This window comes from Aquincola agrisoli, assembly GCF_036621135.1.
GTDB lineage: Bacteria > Pseudomonadota > Gammaproteobacteria > Burkholderiales > Burkholderiaceae_C > Aquincola > Aquincola agrisoli.
The window spans coordinates 324,553-348,485 of sequence record NZ_JAZIBG010000009.1 but is presented as its reverse complement, the minus strand read 5'-3'; the positions used below and the strand labels follow the sequence as shown (position 1 = coordinate 348,485).

The following is a 23,933-nucleotide window of genomic DNA, read 5'->3' as shown; positions in this document are numbered from 1 at the left end:
ACGACACCGGCAGCAGGGCCGGCGTGACACCTTCGGTATCACGTTCCGTGCCATGCGGGCCCCAGCGCCGGGGCCGGTACGCACAGGGCCGCGAGCAGCAGCGTGGCCACCGTCAGGTCCGCCGTCGTACCGGGGTTGATGCGGGCGCCCTTCAGCGCTTCGTCCCATGCCGCGAACGCGGGATCGGCCTCCCATCGCGCCGCTTCCCGCGGCGCCCAGCCCTGCGCCGCGGTCATGACACTGTGTGCCAGCGCCTCGCCGTGCTTGCGAACAATGTGTGAATCGGGCCAAGCCGCCAGCAGCGTCACGTACAGCGCCTGCACGGCCGCGGCGGTGGACGCGGAATCGGACGCCGCCATCGGCGAAAGCGCTGCCGGCCAGGCCGCCAGCGCCAGGCCGAACAGGTCGTCGAAGCCGTCTCGGTACTGGCGGGCGATGCGATCACGCCCGGCGGCCAGCGCCATCGCCTCGCGCAGGCCCATGCTGGGCGGCGCATGCACGTCCTGCTGCGGTGCCTCGCCCAGGCCTCCCGGGTTGGCGCGGGCGATGGCGCGGAACGCTGCGGCGGCGTCCTGCACGTCGAGCCCTTCCAGCACCCGCCGCAGGCCGGCGTGCAGGCCCGCCGCCGTGACGGCGCAGCCGGGCGCCTGCACCGACTCCCAGGCCGCGGCGATGGGCGCGCACAGCAGCACGATGCCCAGGTTGGTGTTGCAGCCGGCGGCCGCCCAGCTCGCCTGCACCGCCGCCTCGATGCGCTCGCCCACGCGGGCCCCGGTGCGGAACAGCGGCCCGGCCGCGGCTTCGGCACTGGCGATGAACTGCGCGGCCTGCATGCCGTGGCCCGGCGACACGCGGCTCACGTTGCCGGGCTTGCGCACGGCCACGTCGAGCGTGCAGGCGCGCACGAAGGCCGCCTCGGCGAAGGACCGCGGCGTCGTCATGCCCGTCGCACGACGGCCTGTGCGAGCCGGCGGTCGATCAGGTCGGCCACCAGCGCCTGCGCGATGTTGAAGGACGTCACCCGCTGCAGCCCGCGCCACGCGGCGACGCCGTTGACCTCCAGCACCACGATGCCCTGTGCCGACGGCATCAGGTCCACGCCGGCGTAGTCCATGCCCAGCGCAGCCGCGGCGGCCTCGGCGGCCTGCGCCAGCGCGGGGGTGAGCGGGGCGGCCACGCAGCGCGCGCCCTGGGCCACGTTGTGCACCCAGTGCTCGCTGACGCGCCGCATCGCGGTGGCGGCGCGGCCGCCGACCACCAGCACCCGCCAGTCGAAGCCCGGCACGCCCTGCGGCGGCACGAAGCGCTGCAGGTAGGCCAGGCGGCCGTCGACCTGCTGCAGCGGCGGCAGCGGATGGTGCGTGCCGTCGATGCAGCCGATGCGCTGCAGCCCCTTGCCCTGCGAGCCGAACAGCGGCTTGAGCACCAGCGCATGGCCGGCGGCGCTCTCGCGCATCACGATGCGCTGCGCCTGCGCGGCCGACTCGGTGGCCCAGGTGGGCGGCGCCGGCACGCGTGCGGCCTGCAGCAGCAGGCTGGTCATCGACTTGTCGACGCTGCGCTCGATGGCCCGCGCATCGTTGTAGACCGGCACGCCCAGCTCGCGCAGCGCATGCAGCACGCCCAGGCGCTTGGTCACCTGCTCGAAGCTGCCGGCAGCGATGCCACGCACGATGGCCGCGTCGGGCAGCTCACGGCCGAAGCCGGGGATCACCAGGCCGTGCCAGGCGGCCGTGGTGTCGACGTGGCAGTCGGCGAGGTCGACGCAGCGGCCCACCGCGCCGCGCAGGCGCAGCGCGGCCTGCAGCTGCCTCGTATGCCAGCCGGCCTCGTCCGCGAAGATCGCGACGCGCAGGCCCCGCGCCGTCACGCCTGCGCCTCCCGCAGCCAGAGCCTGCGCAGCAGGTCCATGTCGACGGCCCCGGCATGCCAGGTGTTGCCGCTGTCGACGTTGCTCACCCATACCTCGGCCGGCGCGAACAGGGCCGGGTCGATCTTGTAGAAGTCGTACGCCACTTCCTTGAAGATCTCCGCGAACGAGCGGCCGTGGTCGCGGGAGTTGCCCGAAGGCAGCCGCTGCGCGAGCGCACGCGCCGCCTCGTCGCTGCCGCGCACGGTGAGCTGCACGCGCCCGCCGTAGAGGATGGCGTCGTTGGTGCGGCCCATGGCTTCCACCCCCTCCGGGCTGGGCGCCGGCAGCGGGGCGGTGCCGGCGCCGTCGACGATGTCCGCCAGCGCGAAGCCCAGCTCGTGCGCCTTGTGCATCGCCACCTCCAGCACCCGCGCCACCACCTGGGTGGTGCCGGCGCGGCTGCTGGTGGGCGTCAGCACGAGGGTGAGCCCGTCGGGGGCGAGCCGGCAGTCCCGCAGCACCTTGTCGACGACCACCGACGGCGGCGGGCGGTCGACCTCGAGCACCAGCACGCCGGCGTCGCTTTCGTCGCGCCAGCCCAGCTCGCCGAAGAGCTTCTCCTTGGCCGCCAGCGCCCGCGCCGGACCCGAGCCGAGCGCGAAGAACTTCTTGCCGCCGGTTTCCTCCTTGCTCGCCGCCAGGCTCCAGCCGGCGTACTGGCTGCCCAGGCAGGCCAGCACCGGCTGCGAGCTGCGCACGTCGAGCCACGTGGGCCAATCGGCGCCGCCGGCGCGCAGCCTGACGCGGCCCAGGCCGCCCATGCAGATCTCGCCCACCAGCAGGCCGGCCGCCACGCTGCCGGGGGCCTCGACGCCGGCATCGACGATGCACAGGCCGCGCTCGTCGCGGTGCACCGCCACGCCCAACGCGTCGGCCTCGGCGAGCAGGCGCGCGACCAGTGGCCGGGCGAGCGTGTTCACGCTCAGGGCGGGCAGCGCCGCAGGTCGGGGGGTGGTCATGATGCAGTCTCCAGCAAGTCCAGCAGGTGGGTGTGGGCGGCCGCCAGGCGCTGGCGCACGCCGGCGGCATCGGCGCCGCCGGCGCTGACGCTGCACACCGGCTCGCCGGCCGCGAAGCGGGCGCCGGCGCAGGGCAGGTCGTGTGTGTCGGCGCGGTCGGCCAGCGTGCCCGCCAGCTCGGCGCCGAGCCGCAGCGCACGGGGCGCGAAGACGATGCGATGGCCTTCGACGTGGCGCGGCGCATCCGGCCGCCGCGGCAGGCCGGCGGGCAGCGTGCCCTGCGCACAGGCCTGCACGTGGGCGGCCATCGGGGCGGCATCGGCATAACAGGCCAGGCTGGCGGGCGGCCGGGGGTTGATCTCCAGCACCTGCCAGCGGCGGCCGTCGAGCAGGAAATCCAGGCTGCCCAGGCCGCGCAGGCCGAAGGCGCCGGCCAGCCGGTCGACCGCATCGGCCACCGCGCCGGCCACCTCGCCCGGCAGCGGCACCGGCCCCACCAGCCCGGCGAACACCCAGCGGCGCTCCCCCATCGGCTGCACGATCTGCGCGTTGAAGCCCAGCACCGCCGCACCCCGGGCGTCGGCGATGAACGTGGCCGACATCGGCCTGCCGTGGGCCAGTTGCTGGTAGACGTGCCGCGGCGGCGCGGGCCGGCCCGCCGGTGCGCCGTGCGCCGGCCGGACCTGCCAGCCGCCGCACCCGCCCAGGTCCTTCAGCAGCCAGCCGCTCGGGTCGGGCGGCGACACGGGCGACACCGGGGGATGCGGCACACCCAGCGCCGCGAGCGTCGCGAAGAAGCCTTGCGGATCGCGCACGGCACGCACCACGTCCGCCGGGTTGCCGATCAGCGGCAGCCCGGCCGGGCCGTCATCGTCCTCCAGCAGCGACGGCAGGCCTTCGAAGCCGGGGCCGGGCACCCAGCCGGCCACGTCGCCATGCTGCGCGAGCAGGCGCAGCGCCGCCCGCGTGCAGCCCGGGTCGATGCGCAGCGCGCCCGGCTCGCCCAGCGGCAGCCAGCGCGATGCGGCGCGGCAGGTGTCGACGTCGCCGAACAGATCGAGCGCGACCACGCCGAAGCCGTCGCGCGCGGCCGCCTCGGCCATCGCGCGCGCCGACACGCCCGCCACGGCCAACGTCGGGGCCACGTCAGCCTGCCTGGCCGGCCACGATCTCGCGCGCCTTGGCAAAGGCCTCGGCAAAGCCCAGCACCACCGCCTGGTTGCCCTCGACCATCTGCACCAGCAGGCGGTGCTGGGTCTGGTACTTGACGTTGCCAACCGCCAGCGCCCCGATGCCCACGGCCCCCGCCGCGCCGGCGGGCAGCGGCTTGCCATCGTCCATCACGCCGACGCCGGCGATGCCCTCGGGCGGCACGGCGTTGACGTCGGCCGCCACCTTGAGCGATGTGGCCAAGCCCAGGTCCTCGGCCGACAGCACCTGCACGCCGGCCGCGGCGCAGGCCAGCACCACGTCGGCCTCGGCCACCGAGCTGCGCACCGCGGCGCGGTCGCCGCCGGACACGCCGTGCAGCACGACGCCGAAGCGCCGGGCCGTCTGCTGCGCGGCCTCCTCCGCCACGTCGATGCCGTTGCGGCTGGACAGGTGCACCTCGGCACCGGCCTGCGCCGCGATCACGCCGGCAATGCGGCCCACCGGGCCGGTGCCGCCCAGCACCACCACCCGCCGCCCGTCGAGCCCGAGGCCATGGTGCTTCCGCAGCGCGCCCTCCACGCAGGCCACCATCGCGGCGGCGGTGGTGTAGGCCCCGCTGGGGTCGGCCATCAGCGACACGATGAAGGGCTTGACCATCGAGTCGCGCGCCCGCTCCAGCATGTCGGCTGCCAGCACCGCGTCGCGTCCGCCGATGAAGATGCCGGTGCGGGCCACGCCCTTGGGGCCGCGGGAGAAGATGGTGTCCTGCGTCAGGCCGCGGATGGCGTCGAGCCCGACGTCGGCATAGGGCACCACGAGCTGGTAGCCGGCGTCGGCGGCCATGTTGATGTCGAACGGGCTCATCTGCCGGCCGGGCGTGAACATGTGGAGGATGTAGGGGCGTTCCATGGCGTTGTCTCGGTGGTGTTCTGGGAGGAGAAGGCTGCAGCCGTTGGGCGTGCCGGTCACGGGGCCTCAGGGCATGCGGTGGCCGCGGGCGTCGAGCAGGCAGGCGCCGTGGTCGCGCGCCGTGACGATGCGCAGCGACAGGCCCGGCGCGACCCGCCCGGCCGCCTGGGCTTCGGCGACCAGCGCCGCGGCCTGGGCCTCGGACGGCAGGATCGCGAAGCCCGTCGGGCCCCAGGAGCTCTGGCCGACCGCGGCGCCCGGCGCGCCACCGGGGCCGCGGGCGGCCTCGGCGATCCCGTCGAGCAGGCGGCCCACGGCCGGGCTGGTGTAGCGGCCGCCCTGCGCCGGCGCGAAGTGGTCGCCCAGCACCTGCTGCACGTGGCTGACGCCGGCGGCGAAGGGCGCGAACTCGCCGCCGGCGGCGCCGGGCAGCACCCGCATCAGCACCTGGTGGCAGATGTCGGCGGCGAGCGGCCGCGGCAGCGGCGGCAGCACGGCCAGGGCCTGCTTCTCGCGCTGGCCCGACAGGCCGTGCAGGCTGTGGTCCTGCACGACCAGCACGCGCCAGGCGGCGGGCAGCGTGAGCCGGGCCAGCAGCGGTGCCGGCCGGCCGTCGGCCCCGGGACCGCCATCGACCAGCAGGCCGCCCTGGTCGAAGCCGGCGATGCCCACGCCCGAGCGCAAGCCGCGGCCCAGCCAGTGCGCGAGCGTCGGCGTGTCGACGTCGAGCCGGTGCCACTGCGCAAACGCCCGGCCCACCGCCAACGCGAGCTGGGTGCCCGAGCCCAGGCCGGCGTGGGCGGGCAGCACGTCGAGCAGCCGCAGCCGCAGCGGCGTGCGCAGGCCGCTGCGCTCGCGCAGCACCTCGAGGTGCCGGGCGGCGCGGGCCAACTCCCCCTGCGCGGCCGGCGTGGCGGCTTCCAGCACGTCGGCCGGCGCCGCGCTCAGCTCGACCGCCGTCTCGAACCCGTCGATCACCAGGCCAAAACTGCCGAAGGCACGGCCGAGCGTGGCGGTGGGGTCGAGGAAGCCCAGGTGCAGGCGCCCGGGGGCGCGCAGCGTCACCGCCTCGCGCGGGACGGCCGGGGGGCGGACGATGGCGGCATCGCAGGAGTACATGGGGTCGCTTCAAGCAAGCACCGTTCCCCCGCTCCAGCGCGCGCCGGCAGCCGCTGCGGGCCGGCGGATGTGCCGGGTTCAGGACACTGTGTCATGGCCTTGCGTTGATCGTCCACGGGACGGTGCTCTGCCTGCCGTCAGCCCCGGGCGACGTGGTCGCGTCGATCACGATCGGGCGCGGATCACGGTCGTTGAGGTTGATCGTTGCATCGCCGCCCGCGTGCAACGCGTGCAGCCAGCGGTAGCCGCCGGGCGTGGGTTCCCGGAAATGCGGCACGCGGAACCAGGCGCCCGCGGGGCGCTGGATTCGTTGCGACTGGCCCACTGCCCGAGGCGCGAGGGGTCTGTTGACAAGCGTGTTACGCGTCGCCGCCGTCGCGAACCAGCGTTGAGAGAGTGCAGGTGCTGGCCGAGCGCCACCTCCCCGAGGGTGCGCCTCCTGCATCTCCCTGGCGCCGCGGCTGCGATGGGCCGCTTCGGGGCGGTCAAGCCTGCGCGGCGGTCGCCCGCTGTCGACCCTCGGCCGACATCCGCGGCCCTGGATTGGCCGCCCCGAAGCGGCCGCTCGAGTTCGTGCGGAGGCCCGTAGGAGGTCCCGCAACTGCGCGCGCACGGCTGCAGGCGCCGGATGGCGCTCCCCGCCACTACGGGCGGGTGGTACGAAGCAGATGGCCTATTGCTTTGCAATCTCGGGCTTGGGCCACGGCTTCTGGCCGCGCCTCTAAGAGTAAGCGCCGCGGTGCTTCCGCCCGCCGCAAGCTGGCAGCCGTGGAATCGGCAGTCCATGTTGTGCTGGCCCATCGCGTTGCAGCGACCGAGCGACGTCTCATCTGAACGGGTTGTCCGCGGCGCCGGACGCAGCTGTCGGGCTTGCATCATCGCCAGGCTTGGATGCCTCCCCCGCCGCGGCCTGCAAACGAACCTCGCCAGTGGCGCCGTTGTGCCGCTCAGCTGCGTAGGCAATCCATGGTGGCTCGCTGCACATGAGCACTCGCACTTCCTTAAGCTCCCCTGCGTCGGTCTTCTGAGCGGCCTGTCGCCCCTCTTGAATGGCCGCGCGCAGTAGTTGTTTGCGCACCGTTGCGTCGTCGCCGATTGGCAATGCTCGCAGGACAGCATCCAACAGCTTGCGTTCGAGATCGCTCGGGGCGTCCTTGTGCCGAAACAGTGCTTCCGCGAGTCGCTGAAGAATTCGACTTGCCGCTCCGAAATGGCACGGGCCTCCAGTCGCTAGCCGCTGCAAGAACTCAACCGCCACCCTGAGAGCGGAATTGAACTCAGTTTCGGGCAACGCCAAGTGCTTCGCGAAGCGGGACATGCCGAACTTGAGCCAGTCGGTTCCTTGGTACGCCATAAGCGCGAGGTCTTCGGCTGCCACCGAGATGAACGTTCTGTTCGCGAACATCTGGCGAATCGTGGCTAAGGAGTAAGCCGAACGCGGGAGCTTACCTAGGTCGCGCGCGTACATCAGTAGCACCTGTGGCCACACGCCCGGAATGCCCAGATGAGCAGCCAAGAAGCGCAGACGGGCATCCAGCGAAATCAACGTTGCTCCGTGCTCGGCAGCGGCGAGGACAGCCGAGAGCTCCTCGCCTGAAATAGCCCGTTCTAGCTGACTTGCGATTGGAGCCAACGCATCGGTGCCGTAGGCCGGAACTACCCGACAGTGCATCCGCATGGCATCGACGACACCTTGCAGGAAGCGAATCTCTTGCTGGCGCTGCTCCGCAGTCACTTCGACGAAGCCCAGCTTTCCGTCCTGCTCAAAAGCCCGGCCCTCGGTCCTCTCGGTCCGCGCTTCCGCGAGCTTCGCCTCCAAGGCGTCTCTCGTATGGGATGTAACGAGGAGGCCAGGCACGACGGTCAAGACATCAAGACACTCCAACGTGCCGAGTTCCACAAGTGTCGCCGCGTCGATGAGGTACGGGCCCTTGCCTGACTCGAGGCCTGCAATGACCTGTCCGCGCTCTTCCGGGCTGCCCCCACTGACCTGCATAGCTGGCCCATCCAACCGCCAGCCACGCACGACATCGAGCACATCGCGCCCAAGCAGCTTGGCAAGCCCGCCCAAAGTAATCGGGGCGGACACGTATGCGTCGATGGACTTCGCGGCATGGTCGCTGAATCGCTTGAGCTGTCGGGTGAGACCACTGAAGTCAGGTTCCCCGGTCTCCTCGTCGTGAATCGACACCATGCGCGCTACGGGCGACGGCGTCAGAGGTGCGTTGAGAGCAAGTTGCGAGAGCTCAAGCAAACGCCGATACGCCGAGTAGATACGTCGAACCGTCAGTACCCTCGGCTCGCCTTCCCCATCCGGTATTGAAATGTTGGCGCCAATGCTGAGGTCGACAATGACAGCAGCCTCTTTCGACCCAGCTCGTAAGAACTCCGAAGTCGCTGGAAGCTCCGGAAGATTGCCCGGGTCGATGGTGAAGACCTGGTTTCTGCCCTCCTTGTCCACCACCGTCACGCAGGTGCCCGCAGCCACGACGGGAAGCTCTTCCTCCATGTGAGGTAGCTCATCCGTGACTGCCAAATGCGCGACGACGTGCGCGGCAGCGGCTTCCGTGCTGTCCAGCCGCGCTCGCCGCATGACGTAGAGACGGCGAAGTGCCCGCTCCTTGTACCCGTGCCGTAGTTCGAGAGTGGCGAGCTGAGTCACCTCTTGGATGCTCCCGGACAGCTCGAGAGGTGCTTCCCGCAGAACGTTGCCAACTTCCTCAGAGGAGGTCCGGGTTGCGACCATGACTCTCAGAAGCCAGCTCCGAACCTCTCCCGGCGCCTGGCTGAACTCGGCCGGGACTAGCTGGGCGAGCAACGACCAGTCGCCAGCGAGCTGCCCAAGCTCCATGGCCATATGGCGCGTGTCGGCATGCGACTCCCAGCCTGCAGGGAACGCCTCTATGAGTTCCTTTGCCTTTGCGCGTCGGCCGGTCCTGAGATAGCAGAACAGAAGGTCAGCGTGTAGCTGGCTATGCTTGCCCGGAGGCGCGAGCTGTTCAAAGACTGCGGCAGCCTGTCCGTACTCCCGCGCGAACAGCAGGGCCTGCGCGACAAGGTACCGGTCGCCAGATTCGCTGTCGTCCTTGAGCGACTCCAGCGCCCGCTTGAGACGCTCCGCTGCCTCGTCAGGAAACCCTGCGTTTCGCAGGACTTGCGCTCCCGCCACCAATTCAGGCACCGAGTGGGACGCGGCCCAATCGGCGACACGCACGGCTTCAAGCGCAGCCGGCTGATTTGACCTGGCCAGCACGGTCCACCGCATTCCGGTGATGTTCCGCACCAAGGCCGGCTGCGGCGGGTCAAGCCGCGTTGCCGCCTCGAGAGCCTTGTCGACTGCATCAAGGTCGTCGGCCTCGCCGGCCAGCTGCGCAAACGTCGCAAGTGCCTCCTTCGGCAGGGCATCGATCTGAGGCTTGCCAACCGCGATTGCGCCTTCCCTGTTGCCCGTCGCCGTCAAGCCTTCGAACTCGACTCGCAGGAAGGCGGGGGAAGAGATGCCGTGAGCGCGCGCCTCTTGCAGCACCGTCAATGCGACGTCTGGCTGTCCGAGTAGAAGATGCGCCGTCGCAAGATTTGCAGCGGCCGCGGCAACCGTCTCGGGGCTCTGGACTTGCCACAGACGCTCCTCACGCGGCGTGAACTCACAGGCGCAGCGCTCAAGTGCGAGCCTCTCATCCGTACCAAACACGCGAAACGTCGCCGAAACTCCGTCGCCAGCAGCTTGGTCCAAGCACAGAGTCAGAGCAGTGTCGCGTGTGAAGAAGCTTGGAGTAGCCGCGTCAAGCGCCTGAAGCGCGGCCTGCGCTGCTCCGACTTTGTCGCCGTGCCTGTGGCGGCTCCACGCGAGCATCTGCAGGGCATCCGCCTCGGTCCTCAACGCTGGTGGAATGTCCTCAAGGGTCAGCTGCGCGCCGAGGTTCAGTCGCGCATTCGCAGTCGCCTGCCACACCGCGAGCGAATCCGGGAAGGTCTTCAAGGCCTCAGCGCCTGCCGACGCAGCCGCAGCGGCATCTCCCTGCAGCAGAAGCCCGCGGACTCCTGCCGCGGCAAACTTGTCCTCGCCCTTGTAGAGTTCCGCAGCGCGAATGAAGTCGGGTGCGGCCGCGTTCCCACCTTCAATGTGCCACTTGCACGTGCCACGCAACAGATGCCAACGTGCCTTTTGGTGCGCGTCGAACTGGTCATGGGACTCGCCCACCCTGACCAAGTCCTCTAGCGCGTTCCGATACCGAAGCTCCTTGATGCGCGAGTGCACTGCGTCAAGCTGCCCGGAAATCAGCTTGTTGACAGAATCGTCACGCGCCGCAGGTAGTTGGTCTCGAAGTGCGGACTGGAGACTGCTCTCCTTGATGGACTCGACCAACCCCGACAGGCGCGCCAGTTCCGCAGCAACCGCTTCGGGTGATGGGCTCCTTGGCCCTTGCTTCGCCAACGGGGCCACTGCGTAGGGCGAAGCGAGAAAGCTTCGCGCACCGGCGAAGAGGCCGTTGAGACGTTTGCCGATAGCAACGTCCAGGTTGTCGAACGTGACAGTGCCTGCCGCGCCGTTAGCCGACATGCAGGCGGTCACCAGTGCGGACCAAATTTCCTGCGGGTGGGCCACTTCCCCGACCAACGCAGCCGCATGCCGTATCGAGTTCAGCTGAAAGACATGCTCAGCAGTGCCGTCTTGGTCGAGGTCATGTGCCAAGCAGTTCAGATGCTTGACGAAGTCATAGAGCTCGCGAGCTTCGACGTCCCTGCCGGCGTAGGCCTCGGCAATCTTCTTGATTGCCGCCAGCGCGTTGCGGTTTGCTGGGTTGCTGAAGTTCGGTTCGTCTACCTTCTTGAGAAACTCGGCCGGCGTTGCCGAGTAGCGGGCCCAGTCGCAGACGGTTGATGCCCCCTTCATCGCGGCCGCGCTGGCCGTGTCATAGACGAGGAAAATGGAGTCCTGGCCGCGAACGAACTCCGTGGAGTTGTAGTCGGTCCAAGCCGCACCGATTGACTCCTTGAACGCCGCATCCTTCTCGCGTGCGCTCAGCGAGCGTTTCATCTGCAGCAGCGTTCGAAACCGCTGGCCGTCGCTTCGCTCAATGCTGCAGACTAGGTCGTCCGTGTGGTGCCCGTGGATTCGCGCTTGGAACCGCAGTTCGACGATGCGCCCGTCATCGACGCCAGGCACCAGTGCGCCGAGGCACATCGCAAGCAGGCGAGAGGCTTGAACGCGGCTTTCAAAGGACGAGCCACCTCCCCCAGTGGATGCCGGGTTCGACAGCTTCTTCGCCTTTGGCTTGTCGGTGCCTTTGCCCTTACGAGACGTCATTGAAGTGCGCTTCTCACCGCGCATTGTCTGCTATGACGTTCCCATCCCCATCGTCCAGCGCCGACGCATCTCCGGGTCGGCATACGGTGCAGCCATCGAGCGAAAGTTGGATGCCAACATGCACGCTGCAGCCCTCGACCTTTGCTACCTGAACGCGCGCGTGCACTGGAAGTGCCACCAGACGTTTCTCGTCATGGCCAAACTGGCCGAGGTCATCGGATTGAAGTCCGCCGGTACGTTCGCGGCATCGGCCGTCAGAGGCGGGCTACGGTGGAAGGCGCCAGCATGCTCGACACCCGTCGCTCGCGAGCGTCCGCAACTGGCCGGTACGCGACCCAAAGGAGCGGCGGCTGCCTGGCAATTTGATCTCCCTGGAATCTGCGCGTTCAGGGCAACAACTTTGCCGCCAAAGCCCCCAGGCGAAGAAACTGGTGCAGGACCTGCAAGCACTGACCGGCGCAGGCCTCGCTACGTGCTTGTCGGCGCTGGCGCGCAAAATCAACTACTGCGGCGCCCTAGGGCCAGTCCATCCCCGCCGACTCGATCATCCGCAGGCCCGGCCGATGGCCAGCTGACGTGCCGACTTGCGCCCATACCGCGCGCCAGGCCAGGCTCTGGCGCATGCCCCGGTGCACGACGTCTTAGACCTCACCCGAGGACTGCGCCGAGTCAGCCAGACCCAGCCGTTGAAATCGGCGATCCGCCCGCCGCGGTCAGTCGTACTTGAGGTACTTGAAGCGCGGATCGTCCGGCGTGCCTTCGAGCACCCGGGGCTCCGCGGCGCCCGGCTGCCACATCACCACCTCCTCGATCTTCGCGGCCAGTGCGAAGTCCTTGTCGGTGATGCCCTTGGCCGAGTGCGTCACCAGCTTCACGACCACGAACGCGTACGACACGGTCAGGTCGGGGTGGTGCCAGGCCGCCTCCGCCAGGTGGCCGACGGTGTTGACGACCATCAGCGTGGCCTTCCAGCCGCTGGTCTTGTACTTGCGGCGCAGCCAGCCGTCCTCGACATACCAGCGGGGCAGTTCCGCCTGCAGGCGGGCCTGGATCTCCTCGTCGGTGTAGGTCTCGCCCGCCGAGGTCTTGCGCCAAGCGCTCATGGTCGTCTCCTGAAGCCCAGGGTGCGATCGTGCCCCCGAGGCCTTGTCCGCGCCAGCCGCCGGGTCAGAACAGCACCGGCCCCGCGCCGAACCGGCCCAGCGTGGGCAGCACCGTGCGCAGCTCGTCGGTGCCCAGGCCTATCCAGGCGCCGAGGCTGGCGGCGAGCTGCGTCACGCTGGTGGTGGGCAGCAGGCGGCCCGAGCCGACGTCGTCGGCCGTGCCCAGCGCGGTGACCGGGAAGCGGCCCTGGATCGTGCGGCCCCTCACCGCGCCGCCCAGCACCAGGTGGTGCGAGCCCCAGCCGTGGTCGCTGCCGTCGCCGTTGCTCACCAGCGTGCGGCCGAAGTCGCTGGCGGTGAAGAGAGTGACGTTGCTGCCCATGCCCAGGCCGGCGAGCGTGCCGTGGAACCAGGCGGCGGACTGCGCCACCCGCGCCATCAGCAGCGGCTGGTCGTGCATCTGGTGGCTGTGGCTGTCGAAGCCGCCCAGTTGCACCATGAACACCTGGCGCCGCATGCCCATGCGCGGGGCGGCCGCGATCATCTGCGCGACCACCCGCAACTGCTTCGCCAGCGGATCGCCGGCGAGCACGATGCGGGCCCCGCCGGGCAGCGTGAGCGGCGCGGTGGGCAGCGCCGGGACCGGGCTCGCCTGCAGCGCCGCCTGCAGCGCGGCCGCGGTCTCGAGCGAGCGCTGCACGGTGCGGCGGACCTCGGCCTGGTACAGCGTGTCGCCCTCCATCTTCAACACCCGGGCCAGCGCGGCGGCGGCCGTGCTGCTGCCATGCAGCCAGGGCTCGCCGAGCCCCCGGATGGCGAGCGGCCCGTCCAAACCCACGCGGTACGGGATCACGCTGCTGCCGCTGAGGAACACCGCATTGCCGGCCGCCGACACCGCGGTGAACACCGGGTGCGGGTTGGCCGAGGCCAGCAGGTCGCCCATGCGGCCGCCCCAGCCCGACGGAGCGCCCTCCGGCGCCAGCGCCTGCCACATCGACTGCTGGTCGTTGTGGCTGAAGAGCTTGCTCGGCAGGCCCGCGCCGCCGGCCAGGTACTGGGCCTGCGTCAGCGGCTGCTCCAGCGGGCCCACGTTGGCCACCACCGCGCACTGCCCCGCCTCGTACAGCGCCTGCAGCGGCTGCAGTTCCAGCGGCATGCCGAAGCTGCGGCCGCTGCCCTGGTGGCTGCTGGTGATCGGCAGCAACTGGCCGCGCGGCCAGGCCAGCTCCTGGCGCACGCGGGCGTAATCCGCGTAGCCAGTGGCGTCGGTCGGCACGATCCAGTTGTGCTGGTCGCTGCCGCCGGCCATGAAGAGACACACCAGCGCCTTGTAGCCGCTGGTGTCGGCCGCGTGCGCGCTCTGCGCGGCCATCGCCCCAAGGCCGGCCAGGCCCAGCGCCATGGGGGCATGGAAGCCCAGGCCGGGGCGGCTGGCGGCGGCGAGCAGGCCGCTGCCGGCCCGCAGGAACTCGCGTCGGGATGCGTTCATCGGGCGAAACCTTGTCAGCGTTGCACTTGGAATTCGTTGGAGGCCAGCGCCACCAGCAGCGCGGCGCGGGCGCGGTGCAGGTGGCTCTCCTCGGTCGTGCCGCCGACGCCGAGGACCGTGTCCACCACCGCCTGCCGCAGGCCGGCCGACATGCGCCCGGCGAACAGCAGCAGGTCCAGCCGGTCGACCAGGCCGCCCACGTTGCCCGCGCGGGCCAGGGCCGCCAGCGGCGCGACGTCGGGCACGATGTCGCGACCGGCGCCTGTCCAGCCCAGGCCGTCCCAGCTCATTGATAACGCCAGGTCCACCCAGGCCGCGGCGCTGACCTCGTTGACGATCTGCAGCTCCGGCGCCGTCACCCCGCCGGCGGCGAAGCCCGGCAGCGGGGGCACGTAGCCCGGCCGGTAGTAGCCGAACACCGAGGGCGGGAACATCGGGTGCTGGCCGCTCGGCTCCAGCTCCCACGACAGCAGGTACTCGCCGGTGACCGAGCGGGCGCCGAGCGCGCGCATCCAATGCGCGACGCGCAGCACCGGCTCGCGCAGCTTGCCTTCGGCGGGGCCGGCGCCCGGCGTGCGTGCCTCGGCGTCGAGCAGGATGGCCTTGACCACGGCGCCGAGGTCGCCGCGCACCCCCTGCCCGTTGTTGTTGAACACGCCGGCGACACGTCCCACGTAGCCCGGGCTCGGGTGGCTCTTCACCAGCCGCTGGATGAGCTGCCGACCGATGAACGGGCCGACGTTGGGGTGCCTGAACAGCGCGTCCAGCGCCAGGCGCACGTCCTCCTGGGCGGTGTTGCCCGCGGCGAGCACGACCGCGTGCGGCTTGCCCGCGAAGAGCCGCTTCTCCGCGCCGGAATGCTGGCCGGGGTAGGCCTTCATGCGCTGCAGGTCGGCCTGGTCGTCGCGGGCGGCGCTGAGCTCGGGCTCGCGCCAGCGGAAGTTGGCATCGGTCAGCTGGTTGTCGGCGAAGCCCCAGCTCCAGCCGGTGAACACCCTGGCCAGCGCCGACACGTCGGCATTGCCATAGGTCTCGATCGGCCGGCCTGCGGCATCGCGCCTGGGTGTGCCGTCGATGTTCAGCTCGTGCAGGCCGATCGTGAAGAGCTGCATCAGCTCGCGAGCGAAGTTCTCGTCCGGCACGCGGCCGGTGGCGGCGTCTTCCTTGCGGTTGCGCAGGTGGCTCAGGTAGAGGCCCGTGGCCGGGCTCAGCGCCACCGCCTCCAGCAGCGCGCGGTAGTTGCCGAAGGCATGCCGGTTCAGCGTGTCGAGGTAGCCGGCGTAGGCACGGGTGTGCGCCCACAGGTTGGGATCGGCTTGCGACACCGTCAGCACCTGGTGCAGCGCCCAGCCGACGCGGTGGCGCAGCTGGTCGGGCGCCTTGGCGGCGTTGGCCCAGAAGTGCTGGCCGATCCAGGTGGGGTCGTAGTTGGCGCCGCCGGGGCGCCACGCGTCGCCCCGCGCGTACCGGCCCTGTACGTGGTCGACGTAGCTCGGCGTGAAGGGCAGCGCCATCTGCTCGGCGATCCACGCGGCCGGCGTCATCTGGCTCACGCGCGTGAGCTCCGCCATCGTGGGCCCGAAGCTGCCCTGCATCAGCAGCCGCGCCGCGGCCTGCTTGGCAGCCACCGCCGGGTCGACCGGGGCGGCGGGCCACGTGAGCCGCAGCGCGCCGGACCAGTACAGCCCGCTCTGCGCAGGCAACAGGTCAAGCCCGTCGAAGGCCAGGGCGCCGCCGCCGCGGTCGAACACCGCACCGGCGGCCTGCGGCGTCACCGTCTGGCTGCCGCTGGCCAGCGAGCCGACATGGAGGTTGCGGTCCTGTCCGTTGCCGCCGCCGTCGTTGAGGAACACAACCTCGACCTTCGAGCCGGCCTGCAGCGCCGGCACCGTGAAGCGGTAGTCCGACGCCGCGGTGCTGCGCACCTCGACCGTGCCGATCACCTGGCCGTCGACACGCAGTTGCATTTGCGCGCCCACGTCGGCGGCCAGGTCGGCCCAGGCGCGCAGGGTCAGGGTGGCGGCGCCGAACGCCGGAGCCGCGGCGCAGGCCAGCAACGCCAGCGCAGCGGCCCGCCGCGGGGCAGGAAAAAAGGTGGACGGTGTCATCGGTCTCGCGTTGAAAGTGCGTCTCGGTGCCACACCGCTGGCGCCGGACACGAGCTGCCCGCCACCGACCCCGAAGGATCAGTCTTTCATGGCGCTTCGCGCCATCACAAGCGCTTTAGCACGCTGTTGCTTCTGACGGCGCGGTCTGTCTTGCCGGAGCGACAGCACCGCCGGGCGCCCCTACCGCGCCGGGCCGCCTGCCGCTTCCTCGAAGCGGTCGACCTGGCGCAGCGGCTTGAACGCCACCGCCCAGGTGCCGACGACCGCCAGCGTGCACACCGCCCCCGCCACCGCCGCGGGCACCGCGCCCAGCCACGCGGCGCTGCTGCCGGCGCGGAACTCGCCCAGCTCGTTCGACGAGCCGATGAACAGCATGTTGACCGCGTTGACGCGGCCGCGCATGTCGTCGGGCGTCGAGAACTGCACCAGCGCGCCGCGCACGTACACGCTCACCATGTCGGCGGCGCCCGCCACCATCAGCGCCGCGAACGACAGCCAGAACAGCGTCGACAGCGAGAACACCAGGTTGGCCACCCCGAACACCGCGACCGCGATGAACATGCGCGACCCCACGTGGCGCTTGAAGGGCCGCGCGCTGAGGTAGAAGCCGGCCCCCACCTCGCCGATGGCCATCGCGCTGCGCAGCGCTCCCAGGCCCTGCGGCCCCACGTGCAGCACCTCGTGTGCATAGATGGGCAGCAGCGCGACCACGCCGCCCAGCAGCACCGCGAACAGGTCGAGCGAGATCGTGCCGAGGATGATGGGGCGCGAACGGATGAAGTGGATGCCGGCGCCGAAGCGCTGCCAGATCGTGCCCTGCGCCAGCCCGCGCGGCCCGGCGTGGGCGACCGACACGCGGGCGAGCAGCAGCGTGCCGAGCCCGAAGCACGCGAGGCACACGAGGTAGGTCAGCTCGCCGCCGCCGGCCGCATACAGCAGGCCGCCGATGAGCGGGCCGCCGATCGCGGCGCCGCGCATCAGCATGCTGTTGGCGGCAATGGCCTGCGCGAGCTGCTCGCGCGGCACGATCTGCGGCAGCAGGCTTTGCAGCGCGGGGCCGGAGAACGCCCGCGCGCAACCGAAGAGCACGAGCACCGCGTAGATGCCGTTGACACCCGATGCCCCGTGCCCCGACAGCCACCACAGCAGGCCGCTGCACACCGCGCTCGCCGCCCAGGCCATCGCGAGGATCGGCTTGCGGCTGAAGCGGTCGATCAGGTCGCCGGCCGGCAGCAGCAGCGCCAGCATCGGCAGGAACTGCGCAAGCCCGACGTAGGCCAGCGCGAGCGGCTCGCGGGTGAGGTCGTACACCTGCCACGCGACCACGACCGCCTGCACCTGGCTGGCGACGACGGACAGCATCCTGGCGACGAGGAAGGCGGTGAAACCGGTGTGGCGGTAGACGCTGGAAGCGGCTTGGGCCGGCGGCGACGAGGGAGAAGGGACGGCCACAGAGTTCTTCTTGTGCGGGGGCGCGGCAGTTTAGCCAGCGGCCCGCGGCGCCGCAGGCGCGGCCCGCCATGGCCGCGCCGCCCGCTCGGACTCAGCCGGCCGCCGCTGCGGCGGCCGTGGCCGCCAGCACCTGCGGGTGCGCCCGCAGGGCTTCCAACACGAACGGATCGAGCGGCACGGCCGCCAGCGCGGCCGGGTCGTCGATGTGGGCCTGCAGCGCCCGCCGCATGCGCGGTTCCCAGAACTTCTGGATGTGCTGGGCCACGCCTTCCAGCGCCTCGGCCCGGTCGGGCATCGCGTCGAAGAACTGCCCGATGCGGTTGGCCATGCGCACGAGGTTGTCGGCCGGCATCGTCGTGCCGCCGGCCGCCGGCATGCCGCCGCTCATTTGCCCACCACTTCCGCAGCGGCATGGCGCTGCTGCAGCAGGTCGTTCTGCACTTCGTTGAAGCGCGAGTAGGCCTGCTGCCATTCCGAGGGCTGCGCCACCGGCATCACCTGCACCGCCGTCACCTTGTACTCGGGGCAGTTGGTGGCCCAGTCGGAGCTGTCGGTGGTGATCACGTTGGCGCCCGACTCGGGGAAGTGGAAAGTCGTATAGACGACCCCCGGCTGCATGCGCTCGCTCACCACCGCGCGCAGCACGGTCTCGCCGGCCCGGCTCTGGATGCCGACCCAGTCGCCGTCCTTCACGCCGCGGTCCTCGGCGTCGACCGGGTGGATCTCCAGCCGGTCCTCGCTGTGCCACCGGTTGTTGTCGGTGCGGCGCGTCTGGGCACCCACGTTGTACTGCGACAGGATGCGGCCGGTGGTCAGCAGCAGCGGGAAGCGGCGCGTCACCTTCTCGTCGGACGCGACGTACTTGGTGATGATGAACCTGCCCTTGCCGCGCACGAAGTGGTCGATGTGCATGATCGGCGTGCCCTCGGGCGCGTCGTCGTTGCAGGGCCACTGCACGCTGCCGAGTTCGTCGATCTTGCGGTAGCTGACCCCGCGGAACGTGGGCGTCAGCGCGGCGATCTCGGCCATGATCTCCTCGGGATGCGCGTAATTCATCGGGTAGCCCAGTGCGTTCGAGAGCTTGGCCGTCACCTCCCAGTCCGAATAGCCGGCCTTCGGCGGCATCACCTTGCGCACCCGCGAGATGCGGCGCTCGGCGTTGGTGAAGGTGCCGTCCTTCTCCAGGAACGAGGAACCCGGCAGGAACACGTGCGCGTACTTGGCCGTCTCGTTCAGGAACAGGTCCTGCACGACGATGCACTCCATCGCCATCATGGCCGCGGCCACGTGCTGCGTGTTGGGGTCGGACTGCACGATGTCCTCGCCCTCGCAGTACAGGCCCTTGAAGCTGCCCGACAGCGCGGCCTCGAACATGTTGGGGATGCGCAGCCCCGGCTCGGGCTGGATGGGCACGCCCCAGGCCTGCTCGAAGAGGTGGCGCGTGGTGCCGTCGGACACGTGGCGGTAGCCCGGCAGCTCGTGCGGGAACGAGCCCATGTCGCACGAGCCCTGCACGTTGTTCTGGCCGCGCAGCGGGTTCACGCCCACGCCTTCGCGGCCGACGTTGCCGGTGGCCATGGCGAGGTTGGCGATGGCCATCACGGCCGTCGAACCCTGGCTGTGCTCGGTGACGCCCAGGCCGTAGTAGATGGCACCGTTGTGGCGCCGGCCGTCGTTCAGCGTGGCCGCGGTGCCCTGGCTGTCGCCGGTGGCGAAGAGCCGCGCGGCGCCGCGCAGCTCGGCCGCGGGCACGCCGGTGACCGCCTCGGTGGCCTCGGGCGAATGCTCGGGGCGCGCGACGAAGGCCTTCCATTCGTCGAAGGCCTTGGGCTCGCAGCGCTCGGCGATGTAGTCCTGCGCCAGCAGGCCCTCGGTGACGACCACGTGCGCCAGCGCCGTCAGCACCGCCACGTTGGTGCCGGGCTTGAGCTGCAGGTGGTGCGCGGCGCGCACGTGCGGCGACTTCACCAGGTCGATGCGGCGCGGGTCGACGACGATCAGCTGGGCGCCTTCGCGCAGCCGCTTCTTCAACCGCGAGCCGAACACCGGGTGGCCGTCGGTCGGGTTGGCGCCGATGACCATGACCACGTCGGCCTGCTCGACCGACTTGAAGGTCTGCGTGCCGGCCGACTCGCCCAGCGTCTGCTTCAGGCCGTAGCCGGTGGGCGAATGGCACACGCGGGCACAGGTGTCGACGTTGTTGTTGCCAAAGGCCGCGCGCACCAGCTTCTGCACCAGGTAAGTCTCTTCGTTCGTGCAGCGCGACGAGGTGATGCCACCGATGGCATCGCGCCCGTGCTCGGCCTGGATGCGGCGGAACTCGCTGGCCGCGTAGCCAATCGCCTCGTCCCAGCTCACCTCCTGCCACGGGTCGGTGATCTTCTTGCGGATCATCGGCGTGGTGATGCGGTCCTTGTGGGTGGCGTAGCCCCAGGCGAAGCGGCCCTTCACGCAGGCATGGCCCTCGTTGGCGGCGCCGTCCTTCCAGGGCACCATGCGCACGACCTCGTTGCCCTTCATCTCGGCCTTGAAGCCGCAGCCCACCCCGCAGTAGGCGCAGGTGGTGGTCACGCTGTGCTCGCCCTGTCCCATCCAGATGACCGACTTCTCCTGCAGCGTGGCGGTGGGGCAGGCGGCCACGCAGGCGCCGCAGCTCACGCACTCGCTCTCCATGAACGGCTCGTCCATGCCGGCCGACACGCGCGATTCGAAGCCGCGGCCGCTGATGGTGAGCGCGAAGGTGCCCTGCGTTTCCTCGCAGGCGCGCACGCAGCGGTTGCAGACGATGCACTTGCTGGCGTCGTAGGTGAAGTACGGGTTCGACTCGTCCTTCGTGCTCTTCAGGTGATGGGCCCCGCCGTACTGGTCGCCCACGCCGTAGCGCACCTCGCGCAGGCCGGTCACGCCGGCCATGTCCTGCAGCTCGCAGTCGCCGTTGGCGGCGCAGGTCAGGCAGTCGAGCGGGTGGTCGGAGATGTAGAGCTCCATCACGCCCTTGCGCAGTTCCTGCAGCTTGGGGCTCTGCGTGCGCACCTTCATGCCGGGCTCGGCCGGCGTGGTGCACGAGGCCGGGTAGCCCTTGCGGCCGTCGATCTCGACCAGGCACAGCCGGCAGGAGCCGAAGGGCTCCAGGCTGTCGGTGGCGCAGAGCTTGGGCACCATCACGCCGGCGTCGGCGGCCGCGCGCATCAGCGACGTGCCCTTGGGCACGGTGACCTGCTGGCCGTCGATCTCGAGCGTGACCTCTTCGGTGGACGTGCGCAGGGGGGTGCCGCGGTCGATGTCTGAGTGGTGGTCGAGCATGGGTGTCTCCTTGCGCCGGGTCAGGCGGCCTCGCGCTGCGGGCCGGCCAGACCAAAATCTTCGGGGTAGTGGTTCAGCGCGGACAGCACCGGGTACGGCGTCATGCCGCCCATCGCGCAGAGGGAGCCGTACAGCATGGTGTCGCACAGGTCGCGCAGCAAGGTGGCCTGCTGCTCGCGCTGGCCCGGGTGATCACGGTGCAGCGTGATGCGGTCGATCACCTCCACGCCGCGCGTGGAGCCGATGCGGCACGGCGTGCACTTGCCGCACGATTCGATCGCGCAGAACTCCATCGCGTAGCGCGCCAGCGCCGACATGTCGGCCGTGTCGTCGTGCACCACGATGCCGCCGTGGCCCACCACCGCGCCCACCGCGGCGTAGGCCTCGTAGTCGAGCGGCAGATCCCACTGCGATTCGGGCACGTAGGCGCCCAGGGGCCCGCCCACCTGCACCGCCTTGATCGGCCGGCCGCTGGCGCTGCCGCCGCCGAAGTCGTACAGCAGCTCGCGCAGCGTCAGGCCGAAGGCTTTTTCCACCAGGCCGCCGTGCTTGATGTTGCCGGCCAATTGGAAGGGCAGCGTGCCGCGCGAGCGGCCCATGCCGTAGTCCTTGTAGAAGGCCGCGCCGCGCGCCAGGATGATGGGCACCGTCGCCAGCGTGATCACGTTGTTGATCACCGTCGGCTGGCCGAACAGGCCTTGGATCGCCGGCAGCGGCGGCTTGGCGCGCACGATGCCGCGCTTGCCTTCCAGGCTTTCGAGCAGCGCCGTCTCTTCGCCGCACACGTAGGCGCCGGCGGCCTTGCGCACCACCAGCTCGAACGCGCGGCCCGAGCCCATCACGTTGCTGCCGAGGTACCCCGCCTGCCGCGCGATGGCGATGGCGGCCTCGAGCACGGCGATCGCGTGCGGGTACTCCGAGCGCACGTAGATCCAGCCCTGCGTGGCGCCCACGGCCAGGCCGGCGATCGTCATGCCCTCGATCAGCACGAACGGGTCGCCCTCCATCGTCATGCGGTCGGAGAAGGTGCCCGAGTCGCCCTCGTCGGCGTTGCAGACGATGTGCTTCACCGCACCCGGCGTGGCCGCCACCGTCTTCCACTTGATGCCGGCCGGGAAGGCCGCGCCGCCGCGCCCGCGCAGGCCGCTGTCGAGCACCGCCTGCACCACCTCGGCCGGCGCCATCGCGATGGCGTTGCGCAGGCCGGCGTAGCCCTCGTGCGCCTCGTAGTCGGCCAGCGACAGCGGATCGGTGAGGCCCATGCGGGCGAAGGTCAGGCGCTCCTGCTTCTGCAGGTAGGGGACCGCATCGGTCAGGCCATGCGCCAGCGCGTGCGCGCCGCCCTGCAGGAAGCCGGCGTCGAAGAGGGCCGGCACGTCGCCCGGCTCCACCGGGCCGTAGGCCACGCGGCCCTGCGGCGTGGCCACCTCGACCAGCGGCTCCAGCCAGAAGAGGCCGCGCGAACCGTTGCGCACGATGTTCACGGCCAGGCCGCGGCGTTCGGCCTCGGCGGCGATGGCCTTGGCGACGCGGTCGGCACCGACCGCCAGCGCGGCCGAGTCGCGCGGAACGTAGAGGGTGACGGCACTCATCGGACCGCCTCCGTGGCGGCGACCGTCTCGGCGAGCAGCGCATCGAAGCGGGCCGGCGTCATCCGCGCATGCAGTTCACCGTCGATCGACATCGCGGGCGACGAGGCGCACAGGCCCAGGCAGAACACCGGCTCCAGCGTGACCCGGCCGTCGGCCGAGCGGCCGTGGTGCCCGTCCGCCGCGCAGCCCAGGCGCAGCCGCGCATGCGCCATCAGCGCGTTGCCGCCCATCGACTGGCAGGCCTCCGCCCGGCACACCTGCACCACGTGGCGCGCCGCCGGCTCGCTGCGGAAGTGGTGGTAGTAGGTGACGACGCCGTGCACCTCGGCGCGCGAGAGGTTGAACACCTCCGCGATCGCCGGCACCGCGTCGCGCGGGATGTGGCCGTAGCGGTCCTGCACCGCATGCAGCGCCGGCAGCAGGCCGCCGGGCGTGTGCTCGAACCGCGCGGCCAGTTCGCGGATGGCGACCACGTCGATGGCCGTTGTCTCGGGGTGCGGCGCGCCTCGTGGGGCATCGCCGGCATATGTAGGGCTGGGCATGGTCACCTCGCTTGTCCGTCGACTCTAGAAGCGCGCCCAGAGCGTGGCAATAGGGCGTGCCGGCCGCGTTGCTTGTGCTTCGACTGACCTACGAACTAACCCTGTGACCCCGGGCTGCAGGCAGGCCTTCAGGGCAAGGGGGCGGGGGCGCGCCGGGGCTTCATCACGAGCATCCAGGCCCGCTCGGGCTCCGGCCAGCGGTGCAGCAGGCCATCGGCGCCCAGCGGGACGATGCTGCGCGACACCGCCTGCTGCACATTGCCGCCGATGACGTCGAGGGTCCGGGCCTCCAGGTCGCGCCGCACGACGATGTCGCAGTGCATCGGCGTGATGCCGTCGCGGCCGCGGACCTCGTCGACGCCGAGCGGCCGGCCGCTGTCGCCGGCCATCGCACGAGGCAGGCAGACCAGGTCGCCGACATCGGCCGCGGCCGGCGTGGGGACGACTTCGAATGCCGAGGCGTGGCCGTCCCGCGCGGCCGCGACGTACTGCGCATGGGCGGCGGCGAAGCGGAACTCCGACCGGCTGAAGCCCGCCGCCTTCATCAGCGCGCTGACAAACGCCGCCGACCAGGCGGGCGTGAAGTCCGGCGGGCCCTGGTCCGCGGGCCATTCGGCCTCGCACACGTCGGTGCGCCGGCAGTCGTGGTACTCCCGCAGCGGCCCGAGCGCGCGCCAGTAATCGTCCACCACCGGGCAGAGCGCCGCGCTCTGCTCCCGGCCGCAGCCATCGTCGATGGGACGGCAGCTGCCATCGGCGATCACCGCGCAGGTGCCGCCGCCGGGCACGAAGCGCACTTCCTGCCTGCCCCAGCGCAGCCACTCCGCCTCGGCCGCACGCACCAGGGCCTCGACCTGCCCGGCCGGCACGGTGGTCGGCGCCACGGGCAAGGTGCCGGCACAGCCCGCCAGCCCCAGCAGCACCCCGCACACGATGGCCAGACGTCCCACAGCACCTCCTCCTTCCCGGCGGCGCATTGTCACGG

At 70.9% G+C, this 23,933-nt stretch carries 17 protein-coding genes; all 17 read right to left on the bottom strand.

Annotated features, from left to right (window positions below):
- Positions 1 to 38: 38 nt before the first annotated feature.
- Entirely contained in the window at positions 39 to 941 is a 903-nt protein-coding gene (locus V4F39_RS03410; RefSeq protein ID WP_332287857.1) for a triphosphoribosyl-dephospho-CoA synthase, read from the bottom strand.
- Positions 938 to 1,870 carry an ATP-grasp domain-containing protein gene (locus V4F39_RS03405; protein WP_332287855.1) on the bottom strand — a complete coding sequence of 311 codons (933 nt, stop codon included), beginning with the start codon at positions 1,868 to 1,870 and terminating at the stop codon, positions 938 to 940. Before V4F39_RS03405 ends, V4F39_RS03410 begins: the two co-directional genes overlap by 4 nt.
- Positions 1,867 to 2,871, bottom strand: coding sequence for a methenyltetrahydromethanopterin cyclohydrolase (mch, locus tag V4F39_RS03400; protein ID WP_332287854.1), 1,005 nt, complete (start codon positions 2,869 to 2,871; stop codon positions 1,867 to 1,869). The genes V4F39_RS03405 and mch overlap by 4 nt, the downstream gene beginning before the upstream one ends.
- On the bottom strand, positions 2,868 to 4,016 hold the full coding sequence (locus V4F39_RS03395) for an ATP-grasp domain-containing protein (RefSeq protein WP_332287852.1): 1,149 nt from the start codon (positions 4,014 to 4,016) through the stop codon (positions 2,868 to 2,870). The genes mch and V4F39_RS03395 overlap by 4 nt, the downstream gene beginning before the upstream one ends.
- A gap of 1 nt (position 4,017) precedes the next feature.
- Positions 4,018 to 4,932: an NAD(P)-dependent methylenetetrahydromethanopterin dehydrogenase gene (locus V4F39_RS03390; protein WP_332287850.1), complete on the bottom strand. Its 915-nt coding sequence runs from the start codon at positions 4,930 to 4,932 to the stop codon at positions 4,018 to 4,020.
- A 66-nt stretch (positions 4,933 to 4,998) separates the two neighbouring features.
- On the bottom strand, positions 4,999 to 6,051 hold the full coding sequence (locus V4F39_RS03385; RefSeq protein ID WP_332287849.1) for a beta-ribofuranosylaminobenzene 5'-phosphate synthase family protein: 1,053 nt from the start codon (positions 6,049 to 6,051) through the stop codon (positions 4,999 to 5,001).
- A gap of 91 nt (positions 6,052 to 6,142) precedes the next feature.
- On the bottom strand, positions 6,143 to 6,376 hold the full coding sequence (locus tag V4F39_RS03380) for a hypothetical protein (protein WP_332287848.1): 234 nt from the start codon (positions 6,374 to 6,376) through the stop codon (positions 6,143 to 6,145).
- 501 nt (positions 6,377 to 6,877) lie between these two features.
- Positions 6,878 to 11,359, bottom strand: coding sequence for a tetratricopeptide repeat protein (locus V4F39_RS03375; protein ID WP_332287847.1), 4,482 nt, complete (start codon positions 11,357 to 11,359; stop codon positions 6,878 to 6,880).
- Between the two features lie 713 nt (positions 11,360 to 12,072).
- Positions 12,073 to 12,462 (bottom strand): 4a-hydroxytetrahydrobiopterin dehydratase, encoded by a 390-nt coding sequence (locus V4F39_RS03370; protein ID WP_332287846.1) that lies wholly within the window; start codon positions 12,460 to 12,462, stop codon positions 12,073 to 12,075.
- Positions 12,463 to 12,526: 64 nt separating this feature from the next.
- Positions 12,527 to 13,951 carry a DUF1501 domain-containing protein gene (locus tag V4F39_RS03365; protein ID WP_332287845.1) on the bottom strand — a complete coding sequence of 475 codons (1,425 nt, stop codon included), beginning with the start codon at positions 13,949 to 13,951 and terminating at the stop codon, positions 12,527 to 12,529.
- A gap of 14 nt (positions 13,952 to 13,965) precedes the next feature.
- Entirely contained in the window at positions 13,966 to 16,059 is a 2,094-nt protein-coding gene (locus V4F39_RS03360) for a DUF1800 family protein (RefSeq protein ID WP_332287844.1), read from the bottom strand.
- Positions 16,060 to 16,239: 180 nt separating this feature from the next.
- Positions 16,240 to 17,511 (bottom strand): MFS transporter, encoded by a 1,272-nt coding sequence (locus V4F39_RS03355; protein WP_332287842.1) that lies wholly within the window; start codon positions 17,509 to 17,511, stop codon positions 16,240 to 16,242.
- Between the two features lie 91 nt (positions 17,512 to 17,602).
- The gene (locus tag V4F39_RS03350) at positions 17,603 to 17,863 is read right to left on the bottom strand and encodes a formate dehydrogenase subunit delta (protein ID WP_332287984.1); all 261 of its coding nucleotides are present in this window, start codon (positions 17,861 to 17,863) and stop codon (positions 17,603 to 17,605) included.
- A gap of 32 nt (positions 17,864 to 17,895) precedes the next feature.
- Positions 17,896 to 20,814, bottom strand: a complete 2,919-nt coding sequence (fdhF, locus tag V4F39_RS03345; protein WP_332287841.1) for a formate dehydrogenase subunit alpha — start codon at positions 20,812 to 20,814, stop codon at positions 17,896 to 17,898.
- Between the two features lie 20 nt (positions 20,815 to 20,834).
- Positions 20,835 to 22,406: a formate dehydrogenase beta subunit gene (locus V4F39_RS03340; protein ID WP_332287840.1), complete on the bottom strand. Its 1,572-nt coding sequence runs from the start codon at positions 22,404 to 22,406 to the stop codon at positions 20,835 to 20,837.
- Positions 22,403 to 22,948, bottom strand: coding sequence for a formate dehydrogenase subunit gamma (locus V4F39_RS03335; RefSeq protein WP_332287839.1), 546 nt, complete (start codon positions 22,946 to 22,948; stop codon positions 22,403 to 22,405). The genes V4F39_RS03340 and V4F39_RS03335 overlap by 4 nt, the downstream gene beginning before the upstream one ends.
- A 128-nt stretch (positions 22,949 to 23,076) precedes the next feature.
- Positions 23,077 to 23,898, bottom strand: a complete 822-nt coding sequence (locus tag V4F39_RS03330) for a DUF2272 domain-containing protein (RefSeq protein ID WP_332287838.1) — start codon at positions 23,896 to 23,898, stop codon at positions 23,077 to 23,079.
- Between the last annotated feature and the right edge of the window lie 35 nt (positions 23,899 to 23,933).

Coding starts and splice junctions, on each gene's coding strand:
- V4F39_RS03375 (WP_332287847.1), bottom strand. CDS start 11,359: ATGACGTCTCGTAAGGGCAAAGGCACCGACAAGCCAAAGGCGAAGAAG.
- mch (WP_332287854.1), bottom strand. CDS start 2,871: ATGACCACCCCCCGACCTGCGGCGCTGCCCGCCCTGAGCGTGAACACG.
- V4F39_RS03390 (WP_332287850.1), bottom strand. CDS start 4,932: ATGGAACGCCCCTACATCCTCCACATGTTCACGCCCGGCCGGCAGATG.
- V4F39_RS03385 (WP_332287849.1), bottom strand. CDS start 6,051: ATGTACTCCTGCGATGCCGCCATCGTCCGCCCCCCGGCCGTCCCGCGC.
- V4F39_RS03350 (WP_332287984.1), bottom strand. CDS start 17,863: ATGCCGGCCGACAACCTCGTGCGCATGGCCAACCGCATCGGGCAGTTC.
- V4F39_RS03370 (WP_332287846.1), bottom strand. CDS start 12,462: ATGAGCGCTTGGCGCAAGACCTCGGCGGGCGAGACCTACACCGACGAG.
- V4F39_RS03365 (WP_332287845.1), bottom strand. CDS start 13,951: ATGAACGCATCCCGACGCGAGTTCCTGCGGGCCGGCAGCGGCCTGCTC.
- V4F39_RS03410 (WP_332287857.1), bottom strand. CDS start 941: ATGACGACGCCGCGGTCCTTCGCCGAGGCGGCCTTCGTGCGCGCCTGC.
- fdhF (WP_332287841.1), bottom strand. CDS start 20,814: ATGCTCGACCACCACTCAGACATCGACCGCGGCACCCCCCTGCGCACG.
- V4F39_RS03360 (WP_332287844.1), bottom strand. CDS start 16,059: ATGACACCGTCCACCTTTTTTCCTGCCCCGCGGCGGGCCGCTGCGCTG.
- V4F39_RS03340 (WP_332287840.1), bottom strand. CDS start 22,406: ATGAGTGCCGTCACCCTCTACGTTCCGCGCGACTCGGCCGCGCTGGCG.
- V4F39_RS03335 (WP_332287839.1), bottom strand. CDS start 22,948: ATGCCCAGCCCTACATATGCCGGCGATGCCCCACGAGGCGCGCCGCAC.